Origin of the sequence: Streptomyces sp. RK62 (assembly GCF_018070255.1) — a bacterium.
GTDB lineage: Bacteria > Actinomycetota > Actinomycetes > Streptomycetales > Streptomycetaceae > Streptomyces > Streptomyces nigra.
The window spans coordinates 188,636-205,759 of record NZ_JAGPYD010000008.1; the positions used below are offsets into that span (position 1 = coordinate 188,636).

Sequence of the window (17,124 nt, forward strand, 5' to 3'; positions counted from 1 at the left end):
ATCGCCCCGCCGCCTCCAGGGCCCCTGGCTAGGTTCATCACCTCTTGAACCACCTCTCGTGAACCACCTCTCGGAACCGTTCGGGCCACATGGGTCACCCATGTCACACGAGCCGCTCGACCGAGCCACGTGCACCCCGAGCCGTCTCCGAGTCACCAGGGAAGGACCCGCCGTGAACCCGCTCCGCACCCCCGGCGCCCTCGTCGCCGCGCTGGCACTGGCCGCGCTGCCCGCCACCGCCGCCGCCCACGACGGGAACCACCCGTTCGAGAACTGCTCGGAGGCGTACGCGAGCGGCTACGCGGACATCCCCGAGGGCGACCGGCACTACGGGTCCCATCTGGACCGGGACGGCGACGGCATCGGCTGCGACAGCCCGCCCGCCGGCTTCGTCCCGGTCGACAATAAGGACGACAAGGAGTCCGACGCCGGTACGGAGGGGGCGGACGACACCGGCCAGAGCGGCACCGACCTCGCCGAGACCGGCGGCTCCGACAGCACGCCGTACATCGCGGCGGGCGGTCTGGTCGCCGTCCTCGCCGGGGGCACGGTGATGCTGGCGGTCCAGCGGCGGCGCGCGAACCGCTGACATGCGGCGAGCCGGTCCGGCCGCTCATAGGCTGGGACCGGCGCCCACGCGGCGACCCGCGCGGAAGGAGCCCCGCATGGCCCGCACGCCCCGCCTGCCCTGCGCATCCCGCCTGCCCGGCAAGCCCCGCCTGCCCGGCCCATCCGGCTGGAGCACCCGCGACATCCCCGCCCTCGACGGCCGGACCGCCGTCGTCACCGGGGCCAACGGCGGGATCGGCCTCGCCACCGCACGGGAGCTGGCGGCGCACGGGGCGCGCGTGGTGCTCGCCTGCCGCAGCGAGGCCCGGGGCGCGGCGGCGAAGGACCGGCTGTCCGGCGAGGTCCCCGGCGCACGGCTCGAGGTGCGGCGGCTGGACCTGGCCGACCTCGGCTCGGTGCGCGAGTTCGCCGCCACGCTGCCGTACGACCGGCTCGACCTACTGGTGAACAACGCCGGGGTGATGGCCCTGCCGTACGGGACGACGGCCGACGGGTTCGAGACGCAGTTCGGCGTCAACCACCTGGGGCACTTCGCGCTCACCGGCCTGCTGCTGCCCGCCCTGCTGGCGGCGCCCGGCGCCCGGGTGGTGGCCGTCTCCAGCCCGGCGCACCTGATGGGCAACGTCGATCTGCGCGACCTGAACAGTGAGCGCCGGTACCGGAAATGGACCGCCTACGCGCGGTCCAAGTCGGCCAACCTGCTCTTCGTCCACGAGCTGGCGCGACGGCTCGCGGCACGGGACGCCGACGTGGTGGCGGCCGCGGCCCATCCCGGGTACGCGGACACCGGGCTCCAGGCCGCCGGGCCGCGGATGGCGGGCAGCCGTACCGGCGAACGGCTCGCGCACCTCGCCAACCGGGTGTTCGCCCAGCCGGCGACGGCGGGCGCGCTGCCGGTCCTGTACGCGGCCACCGCCCCCGGCGTACGGCCCGACTCCTTCACGGGCCCCGCGCTCCTGAACTGGCGCGGCGCGCCCGCCCCGGCCTGGCGGGCCCCCTGGACCCTCGACGACCGGGCGAGCGCCCTCCTCTGGGACGCCTCGGCCCGCCTCACCGGCGTGCACTACGAGGCCACACGGTGACCGGCGTGCACTACGAGGCCCTACGGTGACCGGCGCGAACTACGAGGCCCTACGGCCCTGAGTCCTCACCCCACTGAACGGCGGCCGCTCACCCCGCCCGCACCTCATACGTCCCCACCCGTACCTCCTCGTCGTCCAGGCACTGTCCCGTCTCCAGGTCGAACCGCTGCTTCAGCAGCGGGGAGGCGACGAACGGGCGGCCCCGGTGGGTGCCGGTGAGGCCGCGGGAGAGGACCGCCGCGCCGCCGAACGGATCGCGGTTGTCGATGGCGTACAGCCGGCCGGACCGGTCCCGGAACAGGGCCACCTGGCCGCCGTCCGGGAGCAGGGCCGCCACGCCCCGGCCCGGCAGCAGCCGGGCCAGGTCGCACACCGGGAGCCAGTGGCCGCCCACCCGGACGTGGACCTTCACATCGGTGATCTCGGGAGCCAGGGTCATCGCTGGGCGCTTCCTTCCAGGACGTCTTCGGCGCGGGGACGCAGGCCGATGGACAGCAGGGGCAGGTCGGGCTTGATCTGGTCGCGCTCCGGGACGAAGCCGACGACCGGGTCGGGGGTGTCGGGCGCGTTCACGAAGGAGACGAACCGGGCGAGCTTCTCGGGGTCGTTGATGGTCTCGGCCCACTCGTCGCGGTAGTGCGAGACATGTGCCGCCATCAGGGACTCCAGCTCCTCGCAGATGCCGAGGGAGTCCTCCACGACGACGTCGCGGACGTGGTCCAGGCCGCCCGGGATCCGCTCCAGCCACACGCTGGTGCGCTCCAGACGGTCCGCGGTGCGGATGTAGAACATCAGGAACCGGTCGATGAGCCGGATCAGTTCGGCGTCGGAGAGGTCCTGGGCGAGCACGTCCGCGTGGCGCGGGGTGGCGCCGCCGTTGCCGCCGACGTACAGGTTCCAGCCGTTGGCGGTGGCGATGACGCCGAAGTCCTTCGACTGGGCCTCCGCGCACTCGCGCTGGCAGCCGGAGACCGCCGACTTCAGCTTGTGCGGCGACCGCAGCCCCCGGTAGCGCAGCTCCAGGTCGATGGCCATGCGGACCGAGTCCTGGACGCCGTAGCGGCACCAGGTCTGGCCGACGCAGGACTTCACCGTGCGCAGCGACTTGCCGTAGGCGTGGCCGGACTCGAAGCCGGCGTCGACCAGCCGGGCCCAGATCAGGGGCAGTTGCTCGACGCGGGCGCCGAACATGTCGATCCGCTGACCGCCGGTGATCTTCGTGTAGAGGCCGAAGTCCCGGGCGATCTCGCCGATCACGATCAGGCCCTCGGGGGTGACCTCGCCGCCGGGGATGCGCGGGACGACCGAATAGGAGCCGTTCTTCTGCAGGTTGGCGAGGAAGTGGTCGTTGCTGTCCTGCAGGGCCGCCTGCTCGCCGTCCAGGACGTAGCCGCTCGCGCCGATCGTGGGGGCCAGGGACGCGATGATCGACGCGACCGTCGGCTTGCAGATCTCGCAGCCGTCGCCGCCCCGGGCGCCGTCCCGGCCGTAGCGGTCGAGCAGGTCCTGGTAGGTGGTGATGCGCAGGGCGAGGACGATCTCGTACAGCTCCTCGCGGGTCTGCCCGAAGCAGCCGCACAGGCCCTTGTCGACCTCGACGCCGGACGCCTCCAGTTCGGCGGTGACCAGCTGGCCGAGGACCTTGACGCAACTGCCGCAGCCCGTACCGGCCTTGGTGCACTTCTTCACCTCGGGCACGGTGGTGCAGCTGTGCTCGGTGACCGCGCCGCGGATCGTGCCCTTGGTGACGTTGTGGCAGGAGCAGATCACCGCGTCGTCGGGCAGCGCCGACGGGCCGAGCTGCGCCGGGGCGCCCGCGCCGGCCGGCAGCACCAAAGACTCGGGGGAGACCGGCGGGACCGAGCCGGTGAACGCGCGCAGCGTGCCGTATGCCTCCGCGTCCCCGACCAGGATGCCGCCGAGCAGGGTGCCGTCCCGGCCGACGACGAGCTTCTTGTACAGGCCCGCGCGGGAGTCGGAGTAGACGACGTCCAGGCAGTCCTCGGCGGTGCCGTGCGCGTCGCCGAAGGAGGCCACGTCCACGCCGAGCAGCTTCAGCTTGGTGGAGAGGTCGGCGCCGGTGAAGGACGCCTCGTCCTCGGCGATCGTCGCGGCGGCCGTCTCGGCCTGCTCGTAGCCGGGCGCCACCAGGCCGTACACCCGGCCGTCGGAGGCCAGGGCGCACTCGCCGATCGCGAAGACGTGCGGGTCGGAGACCGTACGGCACTGCTCGTCGACCGCGATGCCGCCGCGCTCGCCGACCGTCAGACCGCAGTCGCGGGCCAGCTGGTCGCGGGGGCGGACACCGGCGGAGAACACCACCATGTCGGTGGCGAGTTCGGAGCCGTCGGACAGCTTCATCCCGGTCACGGCACCGGCGGCGTCGACCACGATCTCCTGGGTGCCGACCCCCGTGTGGACGCTGAGGCCCATGTCCTCGATGGTGCGCAGCAGGGCCGCGCCGCCGCCCTCGTCGACCTGCACCGGCATCAGCCGGGGCGCGAACTCCACGATGTGCGCCTGCACGCCGAGGCCCTTGAGCGCGCCGGCCGCCTCCAGGCCGAGCAGCCCGCCGCCGACCACGGCACCGACCGTGGCCCGGGACTTCGCGTACTCCTCGATCGCGAGCAGGTCCTCGATCGTCCGGTAGACGAAGCAGCCGTCGGCGTCCTTGTTCGGCACGGGCGGCACGAACGGGTACGAGCCGGTGGCGAGGACGAGCGTGTCGTAGCCGAAGACCTCACCGGACCGGGCGGTGACCTTGCGGGCCTCGCGGTCGACGGTGACCGCCGGGTCGCCGACGTACAGCTCGATGCCGTGCGTCTCGATGAACTCCATGTCGGTCATCGACAGGTCCTCGGGGCTCTTGCCCGAGAAGTAGGAGGTGAGCGCCACGCGGTCGTACGCCGGACGCGGCTCCTCGCAGAGCACGACCACGCGGTGCGTGGCGGTCAGGCCGCGCTCGGCGAGCGCCTCGAGGAAGCGCTGGCCGACCATGCCGTGGCCGACGAGCACGATCGTGGGGGTCGCCCCGGGGGTGGCCGTCATCAGGAGCCTCCATCGTTGGTGAGCAGGTGCAGCAGAGGGGCGTCGCCGGGGAGCGGCTCGGCGCCCTCCCAGGCGCGGGCGAGCGCGCCGACGGTGCCGAGTTCGCCGACGAGGACCCCGCCGACCAGGCGGTCGTCGCGGACGACGACCTTGCGGTAGGTGCCGCGCGTGGCGTCGGTCAGCTGGACGACGTCGTCCCCGGGCAGGGGCTCCGTCTCGCCGAACGCGGCGAGGTCGAAGAAGCCCTCGCCGGCCAGCGTCAGCCGGGTCAGCGCGCGGGTGCCCAGGTAGCGGGCGGAGCCGTGTCCGGCCAGCGAGGCGGCGAGCACGTCGGCCTGTTCCAGCGCGGGCGCGGCGAGCCCGTACACCGTCCCGGCGTGCTGGGCGCAGTCGCCGACGGCCCGGATGTGCGGGTCGGAGGTGCGCAGCTCGTCGTCGACGACGACGCCCTTGCGGACCTCCAGGCCGGCGGCCTTGGCGAGCCCCACCCGGGGGTGCACACCGCAGGCCAGGACGACCAGGTCGGCGTCGAGCGCGTAGCCGTCGGCCATCTCCACCGAGCGGACCGCGCCGCCGACGCAGCGCACGTCCCGGACCCGCAGCTCGGTGTGGACCTCGACGCCGAGGCCGGTCAGATGCCGCCGGACCAGCGCGGAGGCGGCCGGGTCGAGCTGGCGCTCCATCAGCCGCTCGGACTGCTGGGCGAGCACGACCTGGGCGCCGCGCAGCGCCAGCGCCCGGGCGGCGGAGACCCCGAGGAGCCCGCCGCCGATCACGACGGCCCGCACGCCCGGCCGGACCGCCTTGGACAGGCCGAGGCAGTCGTCCAGGGTGCGGAAGGCGTGGACGCCCTCCGGCAGCTCGTGGTCGGGGGTGAACAGACCGCGCAGCGGCGGGAGCACCGGGTTGGAGCCGGTGGCCAGCACGAGGGTGCCGTATCCGATCGCCCGCCCGTCCGCGAGGCGCACGGTGCGGGCCGCGCGGTCGACGCCGGTGACCCGGCCGCGGACCAGCCCGGCGGGCTCCGGCAGGGCGATGACGTCCGGGCTGTAGCGTCCGGCCAGCACCTCGGCGAGCAGGACGCGGTTGTACGGGCGGTGCTCCTCGTCGCCGACGAGCGTCACGTCCGTGCCGAGCTCGCCGAGGCGCCGGGCGAGCCGTACGCCCGCGAGGCCGGCGCCGATCACCACCACACGCGTATTCGAGGTCATGCGAACGAGCCTGCGGGCCGGGTGTTTCCCGGCAGCATCCCTTCTGTTTCCCGTGCGGAACGCTGCCCTCAGCGGGGGCGGGGCCCGGATGTGAGGGTTCGACGGGGCAGGTGAGGGGCCGTTGTGAGGGGACGGGGCGGGGCGCCCGAAGCTCAGAAGACCCTCATGTGCGTGGACTGTGCACACATCGGCTGTCTAGGGTCTCGACCATGCCCGACATATCGCTGACCATGGTCGCCGTCCTGTGCCTCGCGGCCCTCGCGGCCGGATGGATCGACGCCGTGGTCGGCGGCGGGGGTCTCCTGCTGCTGCCCGCCCTGCTGCTCGGCCTGCCCGCGAGCACCCCGGCCGCGTACGCGCTCGGCACCAACAAGGCGGTGGCGATCGTCGGCACGACGGGTGCCGCCGTCACCTACGTCCGCAAGGCCCCCGTCGACGTACGGCTCGCCGTGCGCATCGGCCTCGCGGCGCTCGCCGGCTCCAGCGGCGGCGCCTTCTTCGCGGCCGGGATGTCCACCGAGGTCCTCAAGCCGGTGATCATGGTGGTGCTGCTGGCGGTCGGCGCCTTCGTCATCCTGCGCCCGGCGTTCGGCACGGCCCCGGCGCCGGGGCCGGTGTCGCCGCGCCGCGTCCTCGCCGCGATCGGCCTCGCGGGCCTCGGCATCGGCTTCTACGACGGCCTCATCGGCCCCGGCACCGGCACGTTCCTGGTGCTCGCGCTCACCGCCGTGCTGCACCTGGACCTCGTCACGGCGTCCGCCACCGCGAAGATCGTCAACTGCTGCACCAACGCCGGGGCGCTGGCGACCTTCGCCTGGCAGGGCACGGTCCTGTGGCAGCTGGCCGCCGTGATGGCCGTGTTCAACCTGGCGGGCGGCACGCTGGGGGCACGTACGGCCCTGAAGAAGGGCAGCGGCTTCGTCCGGGTCGTGCTGCTGACGGTGGTCTTCGCGCTGGTGGCGAAGCTGGCGTACGAGCAGTGGCTGGCCTGACCCGCCGGAAGGTTCTCAGCGGCTGCCGGTCAGATGGGCGAAGACGACCACGTTGCCCCGGTAGCCGGTCGCCCGGGAGTAGCCGCCGCCGCAGGTGATCACCCGTAGCTCGGGGCGGGCCGCCGGGCCGTACACCTTCTCGTCCGGGAAGTCCTTCGCGTCGTACACCTCGACGGCGTCCACGGTGAACACGGCCGTGCCGCCGTCGCGGCGGTCCACCTCGATGGTGCCGCCCTTGCGCAGGGCGCCGAGCCGGTAGAAGACGGCCGGTCCGTCGGCGTTGTCGACATGGCCCGCGACGATCGCGGTGCCCGTCTCACCGGGCGTCGTCCCCGACTCGTACCAGCCGGCGAGGCCCGGGCGCTCGGGCGGCGGGACGTCGAGGCTGCCCGAGGACGTCAGTCCCAGACCGGTCAGCGGCGCGTCGACACGGATGGCGGGGATGCGGATGCGGTCGGGCGGGGAGGGGGGCAGGGCCCGCGCGGCGGTGCCCGCGGCCCGCGCCCCGGCGCCCGGCCCGTCCGGGAGGGCGGCCTGCGCCGCCGACGGCTGCGGCGGGGCGTCCTCGGCGGAGCCGTCGGCGAGCAGCAGCACGGCACAGCCGAGCGCCAGCACACTGACCGCGGCTATCGCGGCGTCGCCCATCCTGCGGTCACTGCGCACCTGTGCCTCCTGGGACTTCCTCATCCGCCCTCATCCCCCTCCGGGCCGCGAGGGGCGTCGGACCCGGAGGGGGAGAGGACGTGCGGTACCGGCGGACGGACAGCGGAGGGTGTCCGTCAGATCCCGTCGCCTCTCGCCCGGCGATGCAGGAGCCAGGTACCGCCCGCGGCGGCGACGGCGAGAGCCGTCACACCGGCCGCGGTCTGTACGGGGTCGCGGCCGAACGTGCCGCCGACCCCCGTCTTCACACTGCCGCGCGGATGCGTCTGCCCGCGCGGCGCGGTCAGCGTCACCACGAGGTCGCCGGTGACCTTCCGGCCGCCCTCCGCGCAGGTCGCGACGATCTCGTACGTCCCCGGCTGCGCGCTGGGCGGCACCCGGAACCGGCCGGCCGCCTGCTCGTCGTGCGTGCTGGGCGACAGCGTGAACGTTCCGGCGCCCACCGCGCTGGCGTCACCGGCGGCGGCGCCCCGCGGACAGAACTCCGTGTGCACGGTGACCTCCCCGCCCGGCTCGACCGAGGAGGGGAACACCTCCAGGCCGCCGCTGTCACCGCCGTACGCGGGACCGACGACGAGCCCCACGGAACCGGCGGCCAGCGCGGCCCCGGTCAGCAGACGGGCGGTACGTCGCATCGATGCTCCTCCGAGTGGGAGCACGGCCCGCGGCACCCCCATGTGCCGCCGTCTCGGCCGAGCCCCTGCCCTTCCGAGGAAAGTCGCAGCGGCGCGCGGGCGCTTGTCGAGACCGGGCCGGGAGAGGGGTGAACGGGTGCCGCACGACCCGCCCACGAGCCCGGCGCGGACGCCGTTTCAGCAGGTCACCGGGGCAGCGGCGGAATCGGCGGAGGCGATTCGGTTGTCCGGGGGGACACGCGTGTGAACGGGTGACGCGGGCCGGCGTCACCGCTCCGCCAGCACCTCGGCCACCGTCCGCCGGGCCACGGCCGCCAGCACCGGGTTGGTGCCGTTGCCGCAGACCTCGCCGTAGTAGTGCTCCGCCGTCAGCCCGAAGCGCAGGGCCCAGCCCCGGCCCCGTTCCCAGGTGGCGTCGTCCGCGCCGGCCGCCGCGCGGAAGACCTGGCGGCTCCCGGCGTCGAAAACGGCCCAGGCCGGCAGGAGGTCGGCGGCCGGGTCGCCGGTGCCGAAGCAGCCGAAGTCGATCACGGCGGTGAGCCGTCCGCCGGAGGTCAGCAGATTGCCCGGCAGGAGGTCGCCGTGCAGCCAGACGGGGGCGCCGCCCCAGTCGGGGACCCGGAGCACGTCCTCCCAGACCCCGGTCGCCGCCCGCGCGTCCAGCGCGCCCGCCGCGCCCAGGTCGCGGATCGCGGTCCGTACGTCCGCGTCGCCCGCGCGGACCGGGCCGCCCCGGTGCGACGGCGGGCCCCCGGCGGCGTCCACCGAACGCAGCGCGGCGACGAAACGCCCCAGCTCCCGGGCGGCCGCGGTGAGATCGGCGGGCGGGGCGTCGAAGGCGTCTGTGCCGTCCAGCCACGCGTACACCCCCCACGGCAGCCCGTACCCGGCGCCCGGCTCGCCCAGCGCGAGCGGCGCCGGGACCGTGAGCGGGAGGTGCGGGGCCAGCCGTGGCAGCCAGTGGTGCTCGGTGCCGATCTGCCGCGCCCCGCCGGGCAGCCGGGGCAGCCGTACGACGAGGCCGGGCCCGAGGCGGAACATCGCGTTGTCCGTCCCGGCGGACGTCACGCGCCGCACCCCGAGCCCCGCCCAGTGCGGGAACCGCCCGGCGACCAGCCGCTCCACCAGGGCCTCGTCGACGTCCAGTTCGTCGGCGTGCATACGGACCGGTGGCGACTCGGGGCGGGACGGCATACGGCTCCTCGGGGCACACGGACGGGCGGGACGCGCCGCCAAGGTACGGCTGCACACAGCGGCGCGGCCAGCCGTTTTCGCACCGGCCGGCCGCGCTCACCTCCCGTGCCGTCAGGCCACGTTCACGGCCTTCCAGGCGGCGGCCACCGCCGCGTACTCCGCGCCGCCGGTCCCGTACAGGTCCTTCGCCGCGTTCAGCGTCGCCGTGCGGGCGCCCGCGTAGGTCGTGGAGGACGTCATGTAGACCGTCAGCGCCCGGTACCAGATCGTGCCGAGCTTGGCCCGGCCGATTCCGGTGACCGTGGAGCCGTCGCAGGTGGGGGAGTCGTACCGGACGCCGTTGATGGTCTTGGCGCCGCTGCCCTCGGCCAGCAGATACGCGAAGTGGTTGCCGACCCCGGAGGAGTAGTGGACGTCGAGCTGTCCCGTGGAGGAGTCCCAGCAGTCCGCCGACTGCCCGTCCCGCGAGGGCTTGTCCATGTAGCGCAGGGCGTCCCGGCCGAGCCCGGAGCGCACGACCCGCTCGCCGATCAGATAGTCGCCCGGCTCGGCGGTGTTGTCGGCGTGGAATTCGACCAGCGTGCCGAAGATGTCGGAGGTCGCCTCGTTCAGCCCGCCCGACTCGCCCGAGTACGTGAGGGCCGCCGTCTTCGACGTCACGCCGTGCGACATCTCGTGTCCGGCGACGTCCAGCGAGACCAGCGGGCCGAGCTGGGTGCCGTCACCGTCGCCGTAGGTCATGCAGAAGCAACTGTCGTCCCAGAACGCGTTGTTGTACTTGTTGCCGTAGTGCACACGGTTGAACGAGCCCTTGCCGTCGCCCGCGATGCCGTTGCGGCCGTGCACGTCCCGGTAGTAGTCCCAGGTGACGTCCGTGCCGTACTGCGCGTCCACCGCGACCGTCGAGCGGTCGCCCGTGGTGCCGTCGCCCCAGTGGTCGTCGGCGTCGGTGAACACCGTGGCGGGGGCGCGGTTCAGACAGACCGTCAGGATGCACAGGTCCGTCTTGTTCGCCGCGTCGCCCGTGTACGTGTTCCCGCGCGTCGGATCCTTCAGCTGGTACGCCGGCTGGGAGCCCGAGGTGGTGAGCGGGACCGTGCCCGAGTACAGCGACTTCCCGTCGCCGTTCGCGGTCTCGATGCCGTCCCACGCGTCGATCCGGGCGCCGGTGCGGGCGTCGGTGAGCACCGTGCGGGCGACCGGGTTGCCGAGGGAGTCCTGGGCGACGGCGTCGGTCCGCCAGGCCAGCTTCGGTGTCCCGTGCAGGGCGTCGACGACCAGCTCCGGCCGGGCGGTCAGCCGGCGCAGCGTCTGCCCGGCGTTGGCGGCGCGCAGCACACCCGCCGCGAGGTCGGCCGCCTTCGGCGCGGCGATCCGGGGCGTGACGCCGGTCAGGGAGAGGGCCTTGCGGGTGGCGCGGGAGGCGCTCCGGTAGGTGCCGTCCTTCGCCAGGTGGACGACGAAGTCGCCGCCGAGGACCGGCAGTCCGCGGTAGGTGCGGTCGTAGCGGACGTGCTGGGTGCCGTCGGCGTCGACGACCACGTCCCGCACGGTCGTGTCCTGCCGGGGCGTGAGGCCCAGGGTGCCCGGGAGGTCCGCGAGGACGGCCGCCGCGTTCTTCAGCGCGGTGGCCCGGGTGGGCGTCTCCTCCGCGCCGGCGGTGGGGGACAGGGCGGTGGCCATCAGGGCGGCGACGGCGACGGCGACACCCGCCGCGGCCGGACGGGAACCCTTGAAGTACGGCCGTATTCGGCTCATCGCTCTCCTTGATCTCGGCGGTGACCAAGATTCAAGAGGGCGTGCACATGCCATGGCCAGGGTGAGGTCGTGGAGGTGTGTGAGGGGTCAGAATCGGTTCCGTGACCCCTTCTCCCCGACTGCCGTTCTTCGTCTACGGCACCCTGCGCCCCGGCGAGCCCCACCACGACACGCTGCTGCGCGGCCGCACCCTCGCCGAGGAGCCCGGCCGCCTGCGCGGAGCACTGCTGTACGACGGCCCCGGCTACCCGTACGCCGTGGAGGAACCGGGCGCCGGCACCGTCGAGGGCGACGTCGTCACCGTCCGGCCCGAGGACTACCCCGACCTGCTCGCCGCGCTCGACCGGCTGGAGGAGTACCGCCCCGGCGACCCGCGCAACCTCTACGAGCGGGTCGCCCGCGAGGTGCTGCGCACCGGCGACGGCGCGTTTGTCCGGGCCTGGGTGTACGTCGCCGCGCCCGCCGTCGCCGCCCGGCTGCGCGCCCACGGCACACCGCTGGCGAGCGGCGACTGGAAGGCACGCCGAGCCTCTAGCGCTCGACCGTCTCCAGGCGCACCGCGCACGTCTTGAACTCCGGCATCCGGGACGTCGGGTCGAGCGCCGGGTTGGTCAGGGTGTTGGCGCGGCCCTCGCCCGGCCAGTGGAACGGCATGAACACCGTGTCGGGGCGGATGGTGGTCGTGACCCGGGCCGGTGCCACCGCCCGGCCCCGCCGCGAGACCACGGCCACCGGTTCGCCCTCGGCCACCCCGAGCCGTGCCGCCAGCCGCGGGTGCAGCTCCACGAACGGCCCCGGCGCCGCGCTGTTCAGCTCCTCGACCCGCCGGGTCTGCGCACCCGACTGGTACTGGGCCACGACCCGGCCCGTCGTCAGCAGCACCGGGTACTCCTCGTCGGGCTCCTCGGCCGCCGCCCGGTGCGCCACCGGCACGAACCGGGCCCGCCCGTCGGGCGTCGCGAACCGGTCCAGGAACAGCCGGGGCGTGCCCGGGTGCGGGACGGCCCCCGACTCGTCGCCGGCGGCGTCGTCCTCCCGGGCCGGGTCGTCCACGTGCTCGGTCACACCGTCGCCGTCCGGCGGCGCGGGGCACGGCCAGAAGACGCCGTTCTCCTCCGCGAGCCGCTCGTAGGTGATCCCCGAGTAGTCCGCGGGACCGCCCGCGCTCGCCCGGCGCAGCTCCGCGAAGACCTCCTCCGCGTCCACCGGGAAGCCCTTCTCCAGGCCCTCGTCCGCGCCGAGCCGCGCCGCCAGCTCGTGCAGCACCTCCAGGTCGCTGCGCACCCCCGGCGGCGGGTCGATCGCCCGGCGGCGCAGCAGGACCCGGCCCTCCAGGTTCGTCGTCGTCCCCGTCTCCTCCGCCCACTGCGTCACCGGCAGCACCACGTCCGCGAGTTCGGCCGTCTCCGACAGCACGACGTCGCACACGGCGAGGAAGTCCAGCGACCTGATCCGCTCCTCGACATGGGCGGCGCGCGGCGCCGACACCACCGGGTTGGACCCCATGAGCAGCAGCGACTTGATGTCGCCGCCCAGCGCGTCCAGCAGCTCGTACGCGCTGCGGCCGGGCCCCGGGAGCCGGTCCGGGTCCACGCCCCACACCCCGGCGACGTACTCGCGGGCCGCCGGGTCGTCCAGCTTGCGGTACCCGGGCAACTGGTCGGCCTTCTGGCCGTGTTCGCGCCCCCCCTGCCCGTTGCCCTGCCCGGTCAGACAGCCGTAGCCGGACAGCGGCCGGCCCGCCCGGCCCGTCGCCAGGCACAGGTTGATCCACGCGCCCACCGTGTCGGTGCCCTTGGACTGCTGCTCGGGTCCGCGCGCGGTCAGCACCATGGCGTGCTCCGGCTCGCAGAACATCCGGACCGCCTCGCGCAGTTCGGGAACGGACACCCCCGTGATCCGCTCCACGTACTCCGGCCAGTGCGCCATCGCCGCGGCCCGCGCCTCCTCCCAGCCGGCCGTGCGCTCGCTCACGTACTCCTCGTCGACCCGCCCCTCGGCGACGACCAGGTGCAGCAGCCCGAGGGCCAGCGCGAGATCGGTGCCGGGGCGCGGCGCGAGATGCAGGTCGGCCTGTTCGGCGGTCCGGGTGCGGCGCGGGTCGACGACGATCAGGGTGCCGCCGTTGTCGCGCAGCTCCTGGAAGAACCGCAGCGACGGCGGCATGGTCTCCGCCAGGTTGGAGCCGACGAGGATCACACAGCCGGTCCGCGGGATGTCCTCCAGCGGGAACGGCAGCCCCCGGTCCAGGCCGAACGCCCTGATCCCGGCGGCGGCCGCCGACGACATGCAGAACCGGCCGTTGTAGTCGATCTGCGAGGTGCCGAGCACGATCCGCGCGAACTTGCCGAGGCCGTACGCCTTCTCGTTGGTCAGCCCGCCGCCGCCGAAGACCGCGCACGCGTCCGGGCCGTGCTCGGCGCGGGTGCGGGCGAGCCCCTCGGCGATCCGGTCCAGCGCCTCCGGCCAGCTCGCCTCCACCAGCGCGCCGCCCGACCGCACCAGCGGTGTGGTCAGCCGGACCCCGGAGGCCAGCACCGCGGGCGCCGTACGGCCCTTGCCGCACAGCGCGCCCCGGTTGACCGGGAAGTCCGGGCGCTCGACCACCGCGACGCCCCCGTCCTGCGTGGGCGTGAGGTTCATACCGCACTGCAGGGCGCAGTACGGGCAGTGCGTGGGCGTCGCGATGTTCGGCATGCCGTTCAGCGTGCGTCGCACGTGTTACATACGCGCAGGCTCCCCGGTTACACGAGCGGCACGGCGACCTCCCCGCGCGCCGGGTGCCACCGTGAGGCCCCGGTCACCTGGCCCGCGCCAGCGCGTCCGCGACCCCGGTCTCGCGGCGCCCGAGGAAGCGCGGGTCGGGTTCGACGACGGCGTCCAGTGCCGCCTTGCCGGCCGCGAACAGCTCCCGCACCCCGCCGTAGTACCAGGTGACGTCGTGCCGGGCGGCCACGCCGACGCCGTACGAGGTCACCCCGGCCTCCTGGCAGAGCGCCACCGCCCGCCGGATGTGGAAGTCCTGGCTGATCAGCACCGCCTCGTCGACGCCGAAGATCCGCTTGGCCCGGACACAGGAGTCCCAGGTGTCGAAGCCCGCGTAGTCGCTGACGATCCGGGCGTCGGGCACGCCGTGCCGGACCAGGTAGGCGCGCATCGCGTCCGGCTCGTCGTAGTCCTTGCGGCTGTTGTCCCCGGTGACCAGGACGACCTCGATCCGTCCCGCCCGGTACAGCCTGGCCGCCGTGTCCAGCCGGTGCGCGAGATAGGGGGACGGCTCGCCGTCCCACAGCCCCGCCCCGAAGACGACGGCGACATCGGTGCGCGGCACGTCCGCCGCGGTGCGCAGCCGGCCGTCCGTGGCCAGCCGCGTCCAGGTCGCCGGCAGCAGCGCCAGGACGCTCACCGCCATCACGGCCTGCACCAGCCGCCGGCGCCCGGCACGGGTGCGCGGCAGGCGCGGCCTCCGCAGACGCATCCGCCGGCCCCCTCCCCGGGCGGCTCCCCGTGAGCCCCCGCCTCAAGGGACGCCCCCGCACCGGGCGCGGTTCACCCGCCCCGGCGTGACCGGCCTCACGCCGGTCGATGGAACCGCAGGTCAAGCCGCCTCACACCGGCCCGGGACCCGACCGTGAACCGGCCGTAAGAACCCGTCATAGCCGTGAAACGGGACAGCAACCTCGCCCCGCCACCATCGGTCCATGACGGCGTCGAACCCCGTGCACGACCAGTCCCCGACGGCCCCCCTCGACAGTACGGCGCACCTCATGAACCGGATCAGCAGCCAGCTCGCCCGCCAGCTCAGCCTCGTCGGCCCCGACGGCAGGCGCCGCCCCGAGCCCCCCGCGCTCGTCGTCGTCGCCCACGGCAGCCGCGACCCGCGCGCCCTGGAGACGGTGACCGCGCTGCTCGACGAGGTCCGGGCGCTGCGCCCCGGGCTGCCGGTCCACCTCGGGCACATCGAGCTGAACGAGCCCCCGCTCGCCGACACCCTCGCCGCCCTCGGCGACCGCGAGGCGGTCCTGGTGCCGCTGCTCCTCGGCCGCGGCTACCACATCAAGCGGGACATCCCCGAGACGGCGGCCGCGTCCCGGGTCCGCGCCCGGTTCGCCGGCGCGCTCGGCCCGCACCCGCTGCTCGCCGAGGCCCTGCACGCCCGCCTGACCGAGGCCGGCTGGCAGACCCCCGAGGACGAGGCCACCCGCCGCGGGACCGCCGTCGTCCTCGCCGCGGCCGGCTCCCGCGACCCCGAGTCGAAGCTGGACACCTCCCGCACGGCCCGCCTCCTCGCGGCCCGCCTCGGCGTCCCCGTCGTCCCGGCCTACGCCACCACCGCGTCCCCGTCCGTCCCCGACGCCCTCGCGGCGCTCGCCGCGCGCGGCCGAACCCGGGTCGCGGTGGCGTCGTACTTCACCGCCCCCGGCCGCTTCGCGACCCAGTGCGCCGGGGACGCCCCCTGGATCGCCTCGGCCCCCCTGGGCACCCACCCGGCCATGGCCCGCCTCCTCCTCCACCGCTACGACCACGCGACCCCCTCGACGGCAGCGACACGGGAACTGGCCACCGCCTGACCCGCCGACGGCCCCCACCCCGCCCTCTGGTCGTACTGTCGACGCATGTACTACGACGAGTCGGCAGTCGAACGGTGGGCCCCGGAACCCGACAAGCGCCCCGGGCGCACGGCCTTTCAACGGGACCGCGCCCGTGTGCTGCACTCGGCCGCGCTGCGCAGGCTCGCCGGCAAGACACAGGTGGTCACCCCCGGCACCCACGCCAACGCCTGGGACCCCAGCCCCCGTACCCGCCTCACCCACTCCCTGGAGTGCGCCCAGGTCGGCCGGGAACTCGGCGAGGCCCTCGGCTGCGACCCCGATCTGGTGGAGGCCGCCTGCCTCTCCCACGACCTCGGCCATCCCCCCTTCGGGCACAACGGCGAGGTCGCCCTCAACGAGTTCGCCGAGGACTGCGGCGGTTTCGAGGGCAACGCCCAGTCCCTGCGGCTGCTCACCCGGATCGAGCCCAAGCGGTTCACCCCGGAGGGCTCGGTCGGCCTCAACCTCACCCGGGCCACCCTCGACGCCGCCACCAAGTACCCGTGGCCCCGCGGCGGCCACCCCACCAACCCGCGCTCGCGGAAGTTCGGCGTCTACGAGGACGACCGGCCCGTCTTCGACTGGATCCGCAAGGACGCCCCCGGCACCCGCACCACCTTCGAGGCCCAGGTCATGGACTGGGCCGACGACGTGGCGTACTCCGTGCACGACGTCGAGGACGGACTGCACGCCGGTCACATCGACCCCAACTATCTGCACGCCGAGCCGGAGCGGCAGGCCGTCTTCGCCGTCGCCGTCGGCCGCTACGTCCCCGCGGACACCGACCCGGAGGAGCTGGCCGCCGCCCTCGACCGGCTCCAGGACGAACCCTGGTGGCCGCACGGCTACGACGGCTCCGCCGTCGCGCAGGCCCGCCTCAAGGACGCCACCAGCCAGCTCATCGGCCGGTTCTGCCTGGCCGCCGAGGGCGCGACGCGTGCCGCCTACGGCGGCGGACGGCTCACCCGGTACGCCGCCGAACTCGTCGTGCCCCGGGCGGCCCGGATGGAGTGCGCGGTCCTCAAGGCCGTCGCCGACCGGTACGTCATGCAGCGCGCCGAGCAGGAGCGGCTGCGCGCCGACCAGCGGGTCGTCGTCGCCGAACTGGCCGAGGCGCTCACCGCCCGCGCCCCCGAGGGACTGGACCCGCAGTTCCGCGCGCTGTTCGACGCGGCCGGCGACGACCGGGCCCGCAAGCGCGTCGTCGTCGACCAGATCGCCAACCTGACGGACGCCTCGGCGCGCGCCCTGCACGCCCGGCTCGCCGGGCGGACCTGACCCCCCGCCCGGGCACCCGAAAGTGACCCTGCGTGGCCTGATCGGGTCACCCCCCCTTCCCGCATCACGCTGCGTGCGGGACGCTCGTGGGGCGGCACCTT

General features: G+C 74.6%; 15 protein-coding genes. 6 read left to right on the forward strand and 9 right to left on the reverse strand.

Features of this window, described 5'->3' with window-relative positions:
* Window positions 1-172: 172 nt before the first annotated feature.
* Together KBY32_RS17270 and KBY32_RS17275 are read left to right on the forward strand one after the other, a co-directional pair.
* Window positions 173-589 (forward strand): excalibur calcium-binding domain-containing protein, encoded by a 417-nt coding sequence (locus KBY32_RS17270; protein ID WP_210980667.1) that lies wholly within the window; start codon window positions 173-175, stop codon window positions 587-589.
* A 76-nt stretch (window positions 590-665) separates the two neighbouring features.
* Complete coding sequence (locus KBY32_RS17275) at window positions 666-1,652, forward strand: oxidoreductase (protein ID WP_210980668.1); 987 nt, start codon at window positions 666-668, stop codon at window positions 1,650-1,652.
* Between the two features lie 88 nt (window positions 1,653-1,740).
* On the opposite strand, the gene nirD is transcribed toward KBY32_RS17275, so the two are convergent.
* Genes nirD through KBY32_RS17290 form a run of 3 tightly spaced genes read right to left on the reverse strand, consistent with a single transcriptional unit; the run spans window position 1,741 to window position 5,911 of the window.
* Window positions 1,741-2,091, reverse strand: coding sequence for a nitrite reductase small subunit NirD (nirD, locus tag KBY32_RS17280; protein ID WP_055620831.1), 351 nt, complete (start codon window positions 2,089-2,091; stop codon window positions 1,741-1,743).
* On the reverse strand, window positions 2,088-4,700 hold the full coding sequence (gene nirB / locus KBY32_RS17285) for a nitrite reductase large subunit NirB (RefSeq protein ID WP_210980669.1): 2,613 nt from the start codon (window positions 4,698-4,700) through the stop codon (window positions 2,088-2,090). Before nirB ends, nirD begins: the two co-directional genes overlap by 4 nt.
* Window positions 4,700-5,911 (reverse strand): NAD(P)/FAD-dependent oxidoreductase, encoded by a 1,212-nt coding sequence (locus tag KBY32_RS17290; protein ID WP_210980670.1) that lies wholly within the window; start codon window positions 5,909-5,911, stop codon window positions 4,700-4,702. Before KBY32_RS17290 ends, nirB begins: the two co-directional genes overlap by 1 nt.
* A 209-nt stretch (window positions 5,912-6,120) precedes the next feature.
* Between KBY32_RS17290 and KBY32_RS17295 the strand changes: the two genes are divergently transcribed.
* The gene (locus KBY32_RS17295) at window positions 6,121-6,903 is read left to right on the forward strand and encodes a TSUP family transporter (protein WP_055620828.1); all 783 of its coding nucleotides are present in this window, start codon (window positions 6,121-6,123) and stop codon (window positions 6,901-6,903) included.
* Window positions 6,904-6,918: 15 nt separating this feature from the next.
* On the opposite strand, the gene KBY32_RS17300 is transcribed toward KBY32_RS17295, so the two are convergent.
* The 4 genes from KBY32_RS17300 to KBY32_RS17315 all read right to left on the reverse strand — a co-directional run bounded on the left by KBY32_RS17300 (window position 6,919) and on the right by KBY32_RS17315 (window position 11,153).
* Window positions 6,919-7,590: a class F sortase gene (locus KBY32_RS17300; protein ID WP_210980671.1), complete on the reverse strand. Its 672-nt coding sequence runs from the start codon at window positions 7,588-7,590 to the stop codon at window positions 6,919-6,921.
* Between the two features lie 92 nt (window positions 7,591-7,682).
* Window positions 7,683-8,201, reverse strand: a complete 519-nt coding sequence (locus KBY32_RS17305) for a hypothetical protein (RefSeq protein ID WP_210980672.1) — start codon at window positions 8,199-8,201, stop codon at window positions 7,683-7,685.
* Window positions 8,202-8,468: 267 nt separating this feature from the next.
* The gene (locus KBY32_RS17310; RefSeq protein ID WP_210980673.1) at window positions 8,469-9,395 is read right to left on the reverse strand and encodes an aminoglycoside phosphotransferase family protein; all 927 of its coding nucleotides are present in this window, start codon (window positions 9,393-9,395) and stop codon (window positions 8,469-8,471) included.
* 111 nt (window positions 9,396-9,506) lie between these two features.
* Window positions 9,507-11,153, reverse strand: a complete 1,647-nt coding sequence (locus tag KBY32_RS17315) for a M4 family metallopeptidase (RefSeq protein ID WP_210980674.1) — start codon at window positions 11,151-11,153, stop codon at window positions 9,507-9,509.
* 101 nt (window positions 11,154-11,254) lie between these two features.
* On the opposite strand from KBY32_RS17315, the gene KBY32_RS17320 reads away from it, so the two are divergent.
* Entirely contained in the window at window positions 11,255-11,725 is a 471-nt protein-coding gene (locus KBY32_RS17320; RefSeq protein WP_210980675.1) for a gamma-glutamylcyclotransferase family protein, read from the forward strand.
* Here the strand turns inward: KBY32_RS17320 and KBY32_RS17325 are convergent.
* Together KBY32_RS17325 and KBY32_RS17330 are read right to left on the reverse strand one after the other, a co-directional pair.
* Complete coding sequence (locus tag KBY32_RS17325; protein WP_210980676.1) at window positions 11,685-13,850, reverse strand: molybdopterin oxidoreductase family protein; 2,166 nt, start codon at window positions 13,848-13,850, stop codon at window positions 11,685-11,687. The genes KBY32_RS17320 and KBY32_RS17325 overlap by 41 nt on opposite strands.
* A 103-nt stretch (window positions 13,851-13,953) precedes the next feature.
* Complete coding sequence (locus KBY32_RS17330) at window positions 13,954-14,631, reverse strand: vancomycin high temperature exclusion protein (RefSeq protein ID WP_210980677.1); 678 nt, start codon at window positions 14,629-14,631, stop codon at window positions 13,954-13,956.
* Window positions 14,632-14,854: 223 nt separating this feature from the next.
* Between KBY32_RS17330 and KBY32_RS17335 the strand changes: the two genes are divergently transcribed.
* Both KBY32_RS17335 and KBY32_RS17340 read left to right on the forward strand, forming a co-directional pair.
* Window positions 14,855-15,724: a sirohydrochlorin chelatase gene (locus KBY32_RS17335; RefSeq protein ID WP_210980678.1), complete on the forward strand. Its 870-nt coding sequence runs from the start codon at window positions 14,855-14,857 to the stop codon at window positions 15,722-15,724.
* Window positions 15,725-15,769: 45 nt separating this feature from the next.
* A complete protein-coding gene (locus KBY32_RS17340) occupies window positions 15,770-17,023 on the forward strand; it encodes a deoxyguanosinetriphosphate triphosphohydrolase (protein WP_210980679.1) in 1,254 nt (417 codons plus the stop codon).
* The last annotated feature ends 101 nt before the right edge of the window (window positions 17,024-17,124 follow it).

Coding starts and splice junctions, on each gene's coding strand:
- KBY32_RS17315 (WP_210980674.1), bottom strand. CDS start 11,153: ATGAGCCGAATACGGCCGTACTTCAAGGGTTCCCGTCCGGCCGCGGCG.
- KBY32_RS17340 (WP_210980679.1), top strand. CDS start 15,770: ATGTACTACGACGAGTCGGCAGTCGAACGGTGGGCCCCGGAACCCGAC.
- nirD (WP_055620831.1), bottom strand. CDS start 2,091: ATGACCCTGGCTCCCGAGATCACCGATGTGAAGGTCCACGTCCGGGTG.
- KBY32_RS17330 (WP_210980677.1), bottom strand. CDS start 14,631: ATGCGTCTGCGGAGGCCGCGCCTGCCGCGCACCCGTGCCGGGCGCCGG.
- KBY32_RS17275 (WP_210980668.1), top strand. CDS start 666: ATGGCCCGCACGCCCCGCCTGCCCTGCGCATCCCGCCTGCCCGGCAAG.
- KBY32_RS17290 (WP_210980670.1), bottom strand. CDS start 5,911: ATGACCTCGAATACGCGTGTGGTGGTGATCGGCGCCGGCCTCGCGGGC.
- nirB (WP_210980669.1), bottom strand. CDS start 4,700: ATGACGGCCACCCCCGGGGCGACCCCCACGATCGTGCTCGTCGGCCAC.
- KBY32_RS17310 (WP_210980673.1), bottom strand. CDS start 9,395: ATGCCGTCCCGCCCCGAGTCGCCACCGGTCCGTATGCACGCCGACGAA.
- KBY32_RS17305 (WP_210980672.1), bottom strand. CDS start 8,201: ATGCGACGTACCGCCCGTCTGCTGACCGGGGCCGCGCTGGCCGCCGGT.
- KBY32_RS17335 (WP_210980678.1), top strand. CDS start 14,855: ATGACGGCGTCGAACCCCGTGCACGACCAGTCCCCGACGGCCCCCCTC.
- KBY32_RS17325 (WP_210980676.1), bottom strand. CDS start 13,850: ATGCCGAACATCGCGACGCCCACGCACTGCCCGTACTGCGCCCTGCAG.
- KBY32_RS17295 (WP_055620828.1), top strand. CDS start 6,121: ATGCCCGACATATCGCTGACCATGGTCGCCGTCCTGTGCCTCGCGGCC.
- KBY32_RS17300 (WP_210980671.1), bottom strand. CDS start 7,590: ATGAGGAAGTCCCAGGAGGCACAGGTGCGCAGTGACCGCAGGATGGGC.